The organism is Paenibacillus sp. LK1, assembly GCF_002750415.1.
GTDB classification, from domain to species: Bacteria; Bacillota; Bacilli; order Paenibacillales; family Paenibacillaceae; genus Paenibacillus; species Paenibacillus taichungensis.
The window spans coordinates 142,938-157,639 of the sequence record NZ_PEII01000010.1 but is presented as its reverse complement, the minus strand read 5'-3'; the positions used below and the strand labels follow the sequence as shown (position 1 = coordinate 157,639).

The following is a 14,702-nucleotide window of genomic DNA, read 5'->3' as shown; positions in this document are numbered from 1 at the left end:
ATAAAATTCGGGGGTAACAGCGATCGGAAGTTGTTCTGTCCGCGCAGTGGCTAAGTGTGAATTTGCAGGGTTCACCATGACACAGCACAGGTGGAGTGAGGATGGTCACAAACTTTGTGATAAAAATCACAGATGATGAAAGAACGAAGTCGTATACTGAAAATGTAAGAAAAACATTCATCCGCGGTTCCGGTTCCCAAGTAGAGAGAACATGTTCCGGCTTACATGTGAAAAATATCACATTAATCGCGGCTCTGGGCACAGATGAGACGAGTGAAGCATCCTGTCATGTGTCCGGAAATCCAAATTTGTGGAGGGATTACTATGTCGGTGATCGAAAAAGATGTCAAACAACAAACAGGTTGGAGAAACTTTACCAAAGGAACATGGACGAAATCCGTAGATGTGAATGATTTTCTAGTACGCAACTTATCACCTTACTATGGCGACGAAGCATTTCTTGCAGGTGCAACTCAGAATACAAAAGAGTTATGGGATATCGTATCCGATCTGACCAAAAAAGAGCGCGATAATGGCGGGGTACTCGATGTTGACGTAAACACGCCAGCAACGATTGTTTCTCACCAACCCGGTTATCTGGATAAATCCAAAGAGCAGATTGTTGGTGTTCAAACGGATGCTCCATTCAAACGTTCCATTCAGCCATTCGGTGGAATTCGCATGATGATTGATGCTTGTGAAGCTTATGGTTTTGAAATGCCTCAAGGCGTCATTGATATATTTACGAACATCCGCAAAACACATAATCAGGGCGTATTTGATGCTTATACATCCGAAATGCGTGCAGCACGTAAAGCAGGGATTATTACCGGTCTGCCTGATGCTTACGGCCGTGGCCGGATCATCGGTGACTATCGCCGGGTAGCTCTGTATGGCGTGGACTTCCTGATTCGAAATAAAAAAGGTGAGCTGAATGCACTTGAAGTCGATGTGATTGATGAAGATGTCATTCGCCTGCGTGAAGAACTGTCTGAGCAGATTCGTGCATTGCAAGAATTGAAACAACTGGGTGAGATGCACGGTTTCGATATTTCGTTGCCAGCCACAACCGCAAAAGAAGCGTTCCAATGGCTCTACTTCGGTTACCTGGCTGCGATCAAAGAGCAAAATGGTGCGGCAATGTCGCTCGGACGTGTTTCTTCGTTCCTTGATATTTACATTGAACGTGATTTGCAAGAAGGCTTGCTAACTGAAGAACAGGCTCAAGAACTGGTTGACCATTTTGTTATGAAACTTCGGATCGTCAAATTCCTGCGTACGCCAGATTATAATGAATTGTTCAGTGGAGACCCAACATGGGTAACTGAATCCATCGGTGGCATGTCCGTAAATGGAGAAACCCGTGTTACGAAAAACAGCTTCCGTTTCCTGCACACCCTGAACAACCTTGGTCCTGCACCTGAGCCGAACCTGACTGTACTTTGGTCCACAAAGCTTCCGGAGGCTTTCAAACAATACTGTACGAAAGTATCCATAGAAACGAGCTCCATCCAGTATGAAAATGATGATCTGATGCGTCCGATCTACGGAGACGATTATGGTATTGCTTGCTGCGTATCTGCGATGAAAATCGGGAAACAAATGCAGTTCTTCGGCGCTCGTGCGAACCTGGCAAAAGCATTGCTGTATGCAATCAACGGCGGTCGTGATGAGAAATCGGGAGCACAAGTTGGACCTGAATATCCGGCGATCACAAGCGAAGTGCTGGAGTACAATGAAGTTATGAAACGTTTCAAACCGATGATGGAATGGCTCGCCAAACTGTATATGAACTCACTCAACGTCATTCATTACATGCATGACAAATACAGCTATGAGCGTATTGAAATGGCCCTACATGACCGTGACATTGTACGTACGATGGCTTGTGGTATTGCTGGTCTCTCGGTTGCAGCAGACTCTCTGAGTGCCATCAAGTATGCGAAAGTCAAACCGATCCGCAACGAACAAGGCATCGCAATTGATTTTGAAATTGAAGGCGACTTCCCTTGTTACGGTAACAATGAAGACAGTGTCGATAGCATTGCAGTTGAACTGGTGGAAAGCTTCATGGGCATGATTCGCAAACACAAAGCGTATCGTAATGCGATCCCAACACAGTCTGTACTGACGATCACATCGAACGTAGTGTATGGCAAAAAAACAGGTACAACACCTGATGGCCGTAAAGCAGGCGAACCGTTTGCTCCAGGGGCGAACCCAATGCATGGTCGGGATAAAAAAGGTGCACTGGCATCCCTTGGCTCAGTAGCCAAACTGCCGTACGAACACAGCCTTGACGGGATCTCTAACACATTCTCCATCGTGCCTAAAGCACTCGGAAAAGAGTCAGACACACGTAAATCCAATCTGGTTGCCATGATGGACGGTTATTTTGGTCAAGGGGCACACCATCTGAACGTGAACGTATTTGATCGCCAGCAGTTGATTGACGCGATGGATCACCCGGAAAACTATCCGCAGTTGACTGTACGGGTATCCGGTTACGCGGTTAACTTCATCAAACTGACACGTGAGCAACAACTCGATGTCATTAACCGGACCTTCCACGGTTCGATGTAACACGGGCTTAACTTAACAGTTCATAGGAGATAGGAGTAGAACCTCCATATTAAACGCACAGCGGATGCGATACAGAAAGGAAGAGGCAGCATGGTTAATGGACATATTCATTCACTCGAAACTTTCGGGACGGTTGACGGCCCAGGCATCCGCTTCGTGCTTTTTATGCAGGGATGTCTGCTCAAATGCCAGTATTGTCACAATCCGGATACATGGGCACTGGATGGTGGCAGGGAAATGAGTGTGGAGGAGGTACTGGCTGAAATCGAGCCATACCTGTCCTACTATCGCAGTTCCGGCGGAGGACTTACGGTATCCGGTGGGGAGCCAACATTACAGGCTCATTTTGTAGCCGAAGTTTTCAAAGAAGCGAAACGCCGCTGGGGATTGCATACTACGCTGGACAGCAACGGTTTCAATGAACCGGATCGGATTCATGATTTGTTAGATAACACGGACCTGGTTTTGTTGGATCTGAAGCACATTAATGATGAGAAACATATCAAGCTGACAGGTAAATCCAACGAGAGAACATTGCGCACCGCACAATGGTTATCGGACAATGGACGAAAAATGTGGATTCGCCACGTGTATGTGCCAGGGATTCACAATGAGGAAGAAGACTTGCTCAATCTGGGGCGGTTTATTGGAACGCTAAACGGAGTCGAGAAGTTCGAAATCCTGCCTTATCATCAGATGGGTATTTACAAATGGCAGGCGCTGGGGAAAGCCTATCCGCTTGACGGTGTTCCTTCTCCGAGTGATGAGGAAGTAGAACGAGCGTATCGTTTGATTGAACAAGGTCGTACGGAAACAGCTGTCGTGGCATGTTCCAATAAGTAAACATTTATATACAGATCTTCCAACCAAGCAGTCTTTGCGAACATGTTTCGCAGGGGCTGTTTTTTTACTGTTATCAATTGTAAATGCAAGATTATTTGTCCAGTGAAGGATTTTATCCCTCTATTGATGAATTGTCATCCTTACGATGTAAGCTACAACTTTTTATAATCAGAGTGTAAAGCCAAATGCTCAATATCTTGAGGGGGGTCATACGAATGAAAAAAGGAATGACATTACTGCTTTCATTATTGCTTATCGCATCATGGACATTGGCAGGTTGTTCGAGCTCAACTAACGAACCACAACAGGGAGCAGGCAATACGCCTGCGGAGCCAAGCAAGGAACCGGTTGAGATGCTTCTCCGTCACACTCAGGTGGGTGCCGACAAACAAAAAAGGCTGGCCATTCTGCAGGACGTTGTGGCCAAAGTGGAGAGCGAAGTACCTAACCTGACCTTTACACTGGACGGAGTTGAATCCGATGTAAACCGTAAGGAGAAGCTTCGTGGTGAGATGGCAGCAGGAAATCCGCCGGATATCTTCGAATTGTTCGGTAGTCCGGACTCCAAAGTATATGCCAAGGAAGGCATGTTGTTAGATCTCACGCCGATCTTGCAAGAACTGGGCATTCAGGACCAATTCTCATCACTTGAACCATTTACCTATGAAGGCAAAGTGTACGGACTGCCTATTGGCGGATCGGGTGAAGGATTCTTCTACAATAAAGAGTACTTTACGCAAAAAGGTTGGAAAGCGCCTTCAACAATGGCTGAGCTGGATAATATGCTCGCTGAGATCAAGGCTGATGGCAAAGTGCCACTTGCTTCTGCTTCCAAAGCAGGCTGGGTTCCACTCATGTTAACAAACCATCTGTGGTCCCGTTACGCTGGACCTGATATTACGGCGAAGTTTGCTACAGGCGAAGCCAAGTGGACTGATCCAGGCGTTGTCGCAGGATTCGCGAAGCATAAGGAATGGGTGGATAAAGGTTACTTCAAAAAAGGCGAGCTTGGCTTTGAGTATGCAGAATATACAACTCAATTTACGAGTGGTGAAGCGATTCTGATGTACGACGGTACATGGAAATCGTCTGTATTCAAGGAAGGGCAGAGCGGTGAGTCACTCATTGGCAAGGTTGGTTTCTTCAATATGCCTCCAGTAGAGAACGGTGCAGGAGATCAAACAGCCCTGATGCGTGACGTCAATAACGGATACGGCTTCTCCGCAGCGGTTGCGGATGATCCTCAGAAGCTTGCGGCTGTTAAAGCCTTTATCAAAAACTTCTACAACGAAGATATGCAAGTTCGTGGACTCGTAGAAGACGGTGTGTTACCAGCAATGAAATTGGATGAAAAAGTGCTGACAGACAGCATTACTGACGATTTGATGAAAGAAATCGTAGCTGTTCTGAATGCATCGCAGACTTCATTCCCGGCTTTCGATGCACTCGTTCAAGCCGATGTAACGACAGAGATCAGTAACTTGCAAATTCAGAAGCTGGTTGGTGGACAGACGACACCAGAGAAAATGGCTGAAGAATTGCAGAAGGTTCAGGAAGAGGCTAATGCTTCAGTAGAATAAACGATCTTTAAGCGAAGAAGAGTACCTGCTAACACCATGCTGGTTTACCCCGGTTGGAACACTGCCGGGGTAAAACCCTTGGTCCTATCTAGAGAATTATACTGCTGAGGAATCTGCTCTATATACGAGCATAAGAAGTTGAAGTCACTGAAGGAGGTAGATCATGAATACTTCACTCCGCAGCCCGCTGATCTATACGTTGTTTGTGTTGCCGGCACTGATCTTGTTTATCATGTTTTTCCTGTATCCTATCGGCAGTTCACTCTATTACAGTCTGACCAGTTGGAACGGTGTATCCGCAGAGCCGCGTTTTGTGGGACTGTCCAACTATGCAAAAGCATTGACAGATGAACGTTTTTGGATTTCTACGCGCAATAACGGTTTCTTTATCGCATTTTCGGTTTTGATCCAGGTGCCTCTCATTGTGTTGTTTTCCCTGCTCATTGCAAACGTGAAGAGATTGAAGGGATTATACAAAACAGCCGTCTTTTTGCCGTCCATTATGTCAACGGCAGTCATCGGTATTCTGTGGGGATTCATCTACGAACCTAACATCGGCCTGTTGAATCAATTACTTGAAACGGTAGGAATCTCGCCGGTCTATTGGTTGTCTGATAACCGATTCGCAATGATATCCATTCTCGTAACCAATGCGTGGCAGTGGACGGGATTTTATATTGTCATGGTTTTGGCGGCCATTCTGGCTATTCCCAAGGATCTGGATGAAGCGGCAGCCATTGATGGAGCAACAGCCGTACAAAGAGCTTTCAAAATTACATTGCCACTTATCAGACCTATTATTTCCGTCGTCATCATGTTATCCATTGCCGGGGCGATGAAGGCAGCAGATATTGTTCTGGTTATGACCAAAGGTGGACCCGCAGGCTCTACCGAAGTGCTTGCTACGTATATGATCAAATATGCGATTACCAATTTCAAATACGGTTATGGCAATACGATTGCTGTTCTGATCTTTGCTCTGACGCTTGTGCTCACCGCGGTATATCAGTTGCTGGTGGCGAGACGCAACGAAAGGGTGGAATATTGATGGTAAAAAACATAAAAGGCAGTATACCTCATGTTTTGTTAATGTTGTATCTACTTGCGATTCTGTTTCCCTTTTTATTCGTAATTTTTTCTTCATTTAAGCAGGATAACAACGAAATTGCACTGAATCCGTTCGGTCTGCCTTCCACTTGGGTGTTTAATAACTACGTTGAGGCTTGGGTAAATGCCAAGATTGGAACGTATTTCTGGAACAGCATGTATATTTCGGTCTTGTCCTCAGTCGGAACCATTGTGCTTGGTGCTATGTTTGCTTTTGCTATAACGCGGATGAGACACCGCAAATGGAGCATGTTACTGTACAGTCTCATTCTGGCGGGCATGCTGATTCCAAATAATGCGCTCATGCTGCCAATTTATTTGCTTGTCCGCAAGCTCGGCATTTTGGATACTCATTTGGCGCTGATCATTCCTTATGTTGCGAATGCAATTCCGTTCACAATTATTATTTTGGCTGCTTTTATGCGGTCACTCCCTGGAGAAATTGAGGAAGCCGCGGTTATGGATGGGTTGAGGGCTCCGGGTATCTTTGCTAGAATAGTGATACCCCTTACAGTTCCAGCCATTGTTACGGTGTTTATCGTGAATTTCCTCGGCAACTGGAACGAATTTTTACTCGCCAACTATTTCTTATCCACCGATAAACTGCGTACATTGCCTGTCGGCATGGTCCAGTTTCGTGATCAGTATCAAATGAATTATGCCCAGATGTCAGCAGGCATTGTATACAGTGTTGTACCGGTTGTTGTAATCTACGCCATATTGCAGGAGAAAATCATTGAAGGCGTAACGGCAGGTAGTGTTAAAGGTTAATTAACGATGCGTTATATAGGGAGAACGGGAAATGAACTTGCGGATGAAGCTGGCCATGGCATTTCTGTTGCTCATCATTGTACCGATGTGCACGCTTGGAATCGGCATGTTCTTGGTCACATCACATACGATTGAGAAAAAATACAATCAGCAGTCTGAATATGCACTCCAGGCGATCAGCTATAATATCGAGAATGTTTTTCAGCAGATCAACAATGTCACGGACAACGGCATTGCCACATCGGTATTCCAGATGGCTTTGAACGCCAAAGATCCTAGCAAACAGGACCTTGGAATCGGTAATCAATTGTCGCTGAATGCCAGCCAGCGTAATTTCCGTTCCCTTTTATACAACTACCCGTTTATTAGTTATGCCTTCTTGTATGATTTGCGTCCGCGTTCGTCTCAGGATAACCAGATCGTTTCTATATTTACGAAAGAAAATTTTCAAGCGCTTCCTTTCCAACAATTTAAGGTTCATCCAATATTCAAAGAAATCCAGGAACTCAACGGCGTGCCCAAATGGCTGGCCCCTCTGGAATATCCTGAACTGACGGGCGTAGAGCCTGTCTTTACTCAGATTCGGTTGGTCAAGGAACTCAGTTATTTTCAGAATATTGGGGTCCTTGTCGTTCAGATTAAAAAAGGGGAGATGGACCGCATCTTCCGCCATCTGCAGATAAGTGATCCTGCACAGGATACTTCGTTCCTGCTCATCAATGAAGAGGGTCTGATCGTATACGATCCTTCCGGACGCTACAGCGGAGAGAAGATGGAGAATCTGGGTGTGCGTTCTGGAATTTACGGACCAGGGTTCAGCAGCACCAGAGCAGTGTTCGATGGCAGTGAAAGCATCATTTCACAATATCATCTGAAAAACTATAACTGGAGTCTGGTCAGTGTCACTTCATGGGAAGCATTATCGGCAGAGACGAATGTGTTTGCTGGCTGGTCGATTATTATCATTCTGCTGTGCCTGCTTGCTGCGATGGTTTTCAATGTGTTCTTCATGAACCGGATTACCGGCAATATTGCGGTACTCGTACGATTCATGAGGCGTGTAGATGACGGGGACTTTAATGCCCGGGTCGAAGGAAGTGGCTTTGACGAGATGCAGCTGCTTGCCCAAGGGTTCAACGAATTGCTGGATCGCATCGGCGGTCTGTTCCGACGTGTTCGTGCAGAGCAGGAACAGAAGGCCAAGGCAGAACTACGCGTGCTTCAAGCCCAGATCAAACCTCATTTTCTATTTAACACGCTGGAATCCATTAACGGACTAGCCATGAGGGGAGAAGGGCGTAAAGTAAGTGAAATGGTGACACGTCTTGGCAATATGCTGCGGATCAGTATCCAGGATCAGGAGGAGATCTCGCTTAGTGAGGAGTTAAGGCACTTGCAGAGTTATCTTGAGATCCAGCATTACAGGTTTAGTGATTTGTTCCGGTACGAGATTGACATTCCATCTCATCTCTACACCTCATCTATACTCAAGCTAACCCTCCAACCTCTTGTGGAAAATAGTATTCAGCATGGGTTCGAGGGAATCGAATATCAGGGTGTACTTCGGATCAGTGCATTTGTGGAAAGGAATAACTTGGTGCTTCGAGTTGAGGATAATGGTATCGGTATTCCCCAGGAAATGTTGGCTCGATTCGAATACATGGCAGAAGACCCGCCTGAATACATCATGGCTGAGGGAACGAAGCAGCTGTCTTCAATGGCAGAGCGTCGAGGGCTGGGTTTAAGAAGTGTTGCAGATCGGATAAGGATTCAATATGGGGCCGGATACGGGGTGTTTATATGTTCCTCTCCGGGACATGGCACTATCATTCAATGTATTATTCCACAATATGAGCAGGGGGAAGATGAATGAATCTAACCGCGTTGTTGGTTGACGATGAGCTGCCGATTTTGGAGAATTTGAGTTTTATCTTGCCATGGGAAGACATGGGCATTGAAATTGTAGGTACGGCCAGAAGCGGGTCCGAAGCACTGGATAAAGTTGCTGAATGTCACCCTGACATCATGTTATGTGATATTCGCATGCCCTCTATGGATGGTCTGGAACTAATTCAAATATTGCGGGAACAAGGTGAAACTTGCGAGATTATTTTGCTGACAGGATATCAGCAGTTTGAGTATGCTCGTACGGCCATTCGTTACAATGTCCATGAATACATATGCAAACCAATCGATTACCTGGATCTGGAACAGAAATTGCGTGAGCTTGCTAGTCAGATTCAGAAGAAACGGTTGGAAGTGGAGGCTGAACGCCACCGCAAATCGGAGATGGAAGTATGGGTAAGGCACAAACATATCATTGACCTGATGCGAAAAGAGGAAGATTCATTATATTCTTCCCCTCCTTCTTCCTCCGAACCACAGGCATCTTCGTTACAATATATCCTGCTACTTATCGATGTGTCAGGTTATTTTAAACATTCGATCGGATGGTCTGGGGCTCGGCACCAAAGCTGGCATGGAATGGTCCGTTCCAAACTTAGGGAGATTACAGACCGGATTTGTGAAGGAACTCTGCTGATTTCGGCCCGTAAGGGAGAATGGTGCATGTTGGTGGAGGCGTCAGATGAATGGAGACTGCGAGCAGATGCACTGGCTCAACAGGTCCAGTTGGAACTAGATACGACATTTGAGATAGGTTCAGGCATGAAGACAAGGGTCATTCAGGATGTTATGCCTGTGAAACTGAATGATCAGATGGCTGAGCGATACCGGCACTGTCAGCGATTACTAATCATGAATGATTCTAATCAGCGCAGCGATGCGCAGGAACAAGAATCTGCTGAGCACTCTATCATGTCATCCAAAGAACCTTCCAGCAGGACAACAATGTGGATTACAAAAGAGGATTTGGACTTGATCACCCGCTGGATCAGACAGGGAAATAAACAAGGATTGATAGACCTGCTAGTGAGGCTCAAACATCAGATGAGCGAGCATAAAAGTACGCTGGATGGCGTAGCCGAAAATAGTCTGCGTTTTCTGCTGGTACATATGCTTCGTGAATTGCGCGAAGTACATGTCATGGCTGAACAGGACGAAATGCACTTCTGGAGCGCATTGCATTCAGCAACCTCCATCAAGGAATTAATCGAACTGGCGGAGGCACTTGCTTATGTTTGTCATGATAAGAAAAGTGTACCTCGCCCCTCTGTGTCTGAGCTGATCAGTTCTGCGTGCGAGTATATGAACGCCAGATTGGAATGTGATCTGGGCATTGATGAGGTAGCTGATTGGCTGGGCATCAGTCCGGGCTACTTTTGCCAGCTGTTCAAAAATCAGATGGGTGTAACCTTTGTTGAATATATGACCCATAAGCGAATGGAGAGTGCGGCCTTATTATTGAGTACAACGGAATGGAGTATTACAGCCATTGGAGAAGCGACGGGGTATAAGGAACGGCGATATTTCTCCAAGGTGTTCCATAAACATTTTCACATGAAACCATCAGAATTCAGGTCAAACCAAAGAGCAGGTTCATAATGGGGAGGAAAGCATGCGTATGAATTCGATCGATCAGCTTTCGTTGGAACAGCGGGTAGGACAGATGTTTATGTGTGGATTCCATGGACAGCATGCTGATGAACAGATCAATCAACTGATCCGTGATTATCATGTTGGAGGCGTCATTTATTTCAGGCGGAATGTGGAAAGCGTAGACCAGTTAAAACGACTGTCTGCCGACTTGCAAGCGATCGCAGCTGAAGCCGGAGATTTACCTCTGATGATCTCCGTGGATCAAGAGGGTGGGATGGTGGCCCGGATTGACAAAGAGGGAGTGACCCAGGTACCTGGAAACATGGCGCTTGGAGCGACGGGGAATCCGGACTATACCCTTGAATGCGCACAGATTCTAGGTCAAGAGTTAAAAAGCATCGGTATCGATATGAACCTCGCTCCAGTGTTGGATGTGAATAATAACGTTCTTAATCCGGTCATCGGGGTGCGCTCCTATGGCGAGAATGCGGAGAGCGTAGCTTCTCACGGTGCAGCAGCCATCAAAGGATATCAATCCCAAGGCGTTGCTGCAACAGCCAAACATTTCCCTGGACATGGAGATACAGCGGTGGATTCACATCTCGGTATGGTCACTGTACCTCATGAACGTAACAGGCTGAATGAGGTGGAACTTCTGCCGTTCCATCGCGCTATTGAGGCCGGAGTGGATGCCATCATGACTGCTCACGTCGTCTTCCCGGCGATTGAACCGGAGCCGATTCCAGCTACATTGTCCCGTAAAGTGTTGACGGGGCTGTTACGCGAAGAAATGGGCTTTGACGGCATTATTATTACAGACTGTCTGGAAATGCATGCGATATCCAAGCCATATGGTATGGCCGAAGCAGCCATTCGTGCCGTGGAGGCAGGTGCTGATCTAATTCTGGTCAGTCACACACTGCAAGATCAAGTCTCTGCTGTGGAAGCCGTTGTGGAAGCCGTTCGCACTGGGCGAATTGAAGAAGCTACCATTAACCAGGCATTGGAACGTATTATTTCATGGAAGGCAGCGCGTTGTGGTCAGTGGGAGCATACGTTTGTCTCCATGGAAGAGGATGATACTGTATCGGATGGATCTGATGAGGATGGGATCACGTTCTCAACAAAAGAGAAAGATGAATCATCAAGGTCGCTGGCTTCCATCGAATCCAGGTTGGATGAGATTGCCTCCAATAGTATTACTGTAGTTCAGAATGATGGATTGCTTCCCTTAAACCCTGAAAAGAATGTGTATGTCATCTGGCCGGAGGTTGTGCAACGCACAGAAGTGGATGAACCATGGTCTCATACAGATTCGCTTGGCGTGGCGTTATCGCAGCTGAGAGCCGGAGTTCGGGAGCACAAAATAACGACACAGCCTTCTTATGATGAAGCGGACGAGATACTCAAGAATGTGTCGGAGGAAGATCAAATCATCGTATGTACTTACACTTCCGCAGGCCATCTTCCGAAAGGGCAACATCATTTGGTTCAAAAACTTAGTGAGAAGCATTCCCTGATTGTAGTCGCTCTGCGTAATCCATACGATCTATTGGAGATTCCGACGCCGGGAAGTTATGTATGTACGTACGAGAACACTCCTGCAGTGGTTCGCGCATTGTCCCTCGTTTTAACAGGTGAATTGCAGCCAACAGGACGCTTGCCCGTCAGTTTGCGTTAGCAAATTCGAAAACTCTATATCTCTAAATCTCTCTGTGGCATGGTGCTTATTCAACCATGTCTTGAGGGATTTTTTTATTGGAAAATGCGGCCGGTTTTAATACAGATTTCACTCCAAGTCGAAGGTGTGATAGATAACTATTTTCATAGTATTTTCGCTCTATTAAATGTTTACAATTCTTATCAAATATTTTTAGCAACTTTTCCCGGTACTAAGCGTCTAATAGTATGACTTTTTGAGGGGGATATTTATAAAATGGGAGCAGAAGGAGCCAAAGACAAAGAATGAATTTGAAGAAGAAATTATCCATACTTACCGCTTTAGCTGTATTCCAAGCGTTTGCAGCGATTCCAGCGAATGCACTAGCAGCCGATCAAAGTGATACAACAACAACAAATACAGCCAATGTAAAATCCGTGGAGGTTCTGAAGAAAGAACAAACAATCTCGGAATCGGATGTAAAGTCTGGGTCAGATACAAAACAGCCTGATAACAATGATAACAATGAAGTCGAAGGAACAAACCCTGTGACGAATGAACCTACCGGTACAGATGTTACTCCGATTGACCCTGTTACAGACCCTGCTGATGGAGAGGATGCGGAAGAGGAAACAACAGTTCCGACAGCTCCAGTTGAGGTTGAGCAACCATCTACAAGCGGTCAATCTGTAGCCGGAAGTAAAGGCGGAGATCTGACACTTTATATGAACAGCAACAAAATGGTGCAAGACGGCAAAACATATCTTGCCGGACAGCCGATGGCTGTTAAAAATGGAGTATCTTATGTAGCGATCCGCGCACTGGTTGATCGGGTTGGTTATGAAGTGAAATATGACAATACAACCAAAGAAACCATTATTATTAGTGGCGAAGATGAGCTTCGCTTCAAAACAAATAGTAGCATTTACACTGTTAACGGTGAATCCAGAACGATGAAAGGCCCTGCCTATCAACAAAAAAATACGTTCATGGTGCCACTGACGTCGATTACTCAGGCACTTAATATTACTTATAAAGTTAATCAGTCTGCCAAGACTGTTGTACTGAACCTGAATACCAAACCTGTAGCCAGCTTCACAGTACAAAAAGAGATCTTTGTAGGAGACACGGTGACATACAACACCAAATCCAGCTCTCCAAAGGGATTTGATATCGTAGACGAGCGCTGGACTGGCCGTCAGGATTCGTTTGACCAACCAGGTACATATACGGTAACGTATGCTGTCCAGGATTCGAGCGGACAATGGAGTGATTCGTACTCTGTTACGATTCAAGTTCAGAAACCGAATCTTCCCCCTGTAGCGATGTTTACGACAGACAAGGAAGAATACAAAATGGGTGAAAAGATCACGTACATTGATCAGAGCACTGATGATGAAAATGCTATTGTAAAAACTGAATGGGAAAACAATGCTCTGGCATTCTTTGTTCCGGGTCCAAAAACAGTAACAATTACCGTTACGGACAAACATGGTGCTAGTAACAGCTATACCAAGAATGTCAATATCACAAATGAAACTCTGTATACTATCTCTGATTTTAATCAGTTGTTCACGCCGGTAGGTGATAAGTTCAGCTTCAACGGCAGTGAAGTTCCTGCCATGGAGAAAGTTCCGTACACTTATTACGATGAGCAAAGTGTTCTGATTCGTAGTAACAGTCCGGAAACCGTTAATTCGGAAGGGATTGTGTACAAAGAGTCTTCAATCGGTCAGACCCGTTTCATGATTCACCATGTAAATAACACCGGTAAAAACGTGAAAATGTACGTTGTTGCTACGAATAATAATATGTACGCAGCAACATTAGAACAGCAAAATATGGGCTTCGCTGGTCCTTCACCATTCGCAACAGTAGCCGGAAGGTTATCGATTGAGCGTTGGTTCCAGTCCATGCAAGATGGCACTGGAAAATTGAATGTTGTGCTGCAGCCAGGCGAGAGCAAATTGATTCTTACTGAGCTCAATGCTCTTCCTATGAAGCAAGGGCAAGTAATTTCACTGTATTCTGATGTTTTCAGCGACTACAGGCTGGATTACAACATTATCATGATCGAAGAAAATAAAGATCCGATGGCTGTATGGTCCACACTGCCTGTTCTGGATCGTGACGGTGTGCACAACCGTGGTACGTACCCGAATGCAACACGTGTCATCACGTATGACCAAGAAGTAGGTTCGAAGCCCGCTCGTCTGCCACTTGGGGATAATGCAAGTGATCCGAATCTGGTCGGCACAGACCCTATGGCCTATACGGAAGCTTCTAACGCGGGTAACTTCGGCGTACTTTACAAAATTACACTGAACAATGTGGCTCCGCGCACGCTGATCTCATTCAACCCTCGTGGTGGTAGATACTCGGGTGTAGCACTTGTTAATGGTCAGGTTGTGCAGATTTCGAATGGCAGCAAATCGTTAAGTGCACCAAATGAACAAAGTGTACTCTACCGCACAGGTTCGTACGGCGAAGCTGTAACAATTGTGTTCTCGGCTGCACCAGGAAGCAATTTGCCGGTTAACCTGCTGTTCACACCGCTTCCGACAGAGAAGTAATTGTTTCACCTGTTACCTAGGACGGACGGTTTGGTGTGAAGTTATATGGTATTATCCTGTCACCCCCAAAGTCGCCCGAAGGATTGA

Annotated in this window: 9 protein-coding genes; all 9 read left to right on the top strand. The window is 45.8% G+C overall.

The features are described 5' to 3' along the window. The first annotated feature begins 324 nt into the window (after positions 1-324). The 9 genes from pflB (at position 325) to CS562_RS21920 (ending at position 14,615) form a co-directional block, all read left to right on the top strand. Complete coding sequence (gene pflB, locus CS562_RS21960; protein WP_076291850.1) at positions 325-2,583, top strand: formate C-acetyltransferase; 2,259 nt, start codon at positions 325-327, stop codon at positions 2,581-2,583. A gap of 90 nt (positions 2,584-2,673) precedes the next feature. Then, positions 2,674-3,426: a pyruvate formate-lyase-activating protein gene (gene pflA / locus CS562_RS21955; RefSeq protein ID WP_099858216.1), complete on the top strand. Its 753-nt coding sequence runs from the start codon at positions 2,674-2,676 to the stop codon at positions 3,424-3,426. A 215-nt stretch (positions 3,427-3,641) separates the two neighbouring features. Next, the gene (locus tag CS562_RS21950) at positions 3,642-5,006 is read left to right on the top strand and encodes an extracellular solute-binding protein (RefSeq protein WP_099858215.1); all 1,365 of its coding nucleotides are present in this window, start codon (positions 3,642-3,644) and stop codon (positions 5,004-5,006) included. Positions 5,007-5,169: 163 nt separating this feature from the next. Then, on the top strand, positions 5,170-6,054 hold the full coding sequence (locus CS562_RS21945; protein ID WP_076291853.1) for a carbohydrate ABC transporter permease: 885 nt from the start codon (positions 5,170-5,172) through the stop codon (positions 6,052-6,054). Beyond that, positions 6,054-6,884 (top strand): carbohydrate ABC transporter permease, encoded by an 831-nt coding sequence (locus tag CS562_RS21940; protein WP_063565672.1) that lies wholly within the window; start codon positions 6,054-6,056, stop codon positions 6,882-6,884. Before CS562_RS21945 ends, CS562_RS21940 begins: the two co-directional genes overlap by 1 nt. Before the next feature lie 31 nt (positions 6,885-6,915). Beyond that, on the top strand, positions 6,916-8,757 hold the full coding sequence (locus CS562_RS21935; RefSeq protein ID WP_076291854.1) for a cache domain-containing sensor histidine kinase: 1,842 nt from the start codon (positions 6,916-6,918) through the stop codon (positions 8,755-8,757). After that, positions 8,754-10,388 carry a response regulator gene (locus CS562_RS21930; RefSeq protein ID WP_099858214.1) on the top strand — a complete coding sequence of 545 codons (1,635 nt, stop codon included), beginning with the start codon at positions 8,754-8,756 and terminating at the stop codon, positions 10,386-10,388. Before CS562_RS21935 ends, CS562_RS21930 begins: the two co-directional genes overlap by 4 nt. A 13-nt stretch (positions 10,389-10,401) precedes the next feature. Continuing rightward, the gene (gene nagZ, locus CS562_RS21925) at positions 10,402-12,063 is read left to right on the top strand and encodes a beta-N-acetylhexosaminidase (RefSeq protein WP_099858213.1); all 1,662 of its coding nucleotides are present in this window, start codon (positions 10,402-10,404) and stop codon (positions 12,061-12,063) included. A 284-nt stretch (positions 12,064-12,347) separates the two neighbouring features. Next, on the top strand, positions 12,348-14,615 hold the full coding sequence (locus tag CS562_RS21920) for a stalk domain-containing protein (RefSeq protein ID WP_099858212.1): 2,268 nt from the start codon (positions 12,348-12,350) through the stop codon (positions 14,613-14,615). The last annotated feature ends 87 nt before the right edge of the window (positions 14,616-14,702 follow it).

Bases quoted from the DNA above. Each gene is read 5' to 3' on its own strand.
- nagZ (WP_099858213.1), top strand. From the start codon at position 10,402: ATGCGTATGAATTCGATCGATCAGCTTTCGTTGGAACAGCGGGTAGGA.
- CS562_RS21930 (WP_099858214.1), top strand. From the start codon at position 8,754: ATGAATCTAACCGCGTTGTTGGTTGACGATGAGCTGCCGATTTTGGAG.
- CS562_RS21935 (WP_076291854.1), top strand. From the start codon at position 6,916: ATGAACTTGCGGATGAAGCTGGCCATGGCATTTCTGTTGCTCATCATT.
- pflB (WP_076291850.1), top strand. From the start codon at position 325: ATGTCGGTGATCGAAAAAGATGTCAAACAACAAACAGGTTGGAGAAAC.
- CS562_RS21945 (WP_076291853.1), top strand. From the start codon at position 5,170: ATGAATACTTCACTCCGCAGCCCGCTGATCTATACGTTGTTTGTGTTG.
- CS562_RS21950 (WP_099858215.1), top strand. From the start codon at position 3,642: ATGAAAAAAGGAATGACATTACTGCTTTCATTATTGCTTATCGCATCA.
- CS562_RS21940 (WP_063565672.1), top strand. From the start codon at position 6,054: ATGGTAAAAAACATAAAAGGCAGTATACCTCATGTTTTGTTAATGTTG.
- pflA (WP_099858216.1), top strand. From the start codon at position 2,674: ATGGTTAATGGACATATTCATTCACTCGAAACTTTCGGGACGGTTGAC.
- CS562_RS21920 (WP_099858212.1), top strand. From the start codon at position 12,348: ATGAATTTGAAGAAGAAATTATCCATACTTACCGCTTTAGCTGTATTC.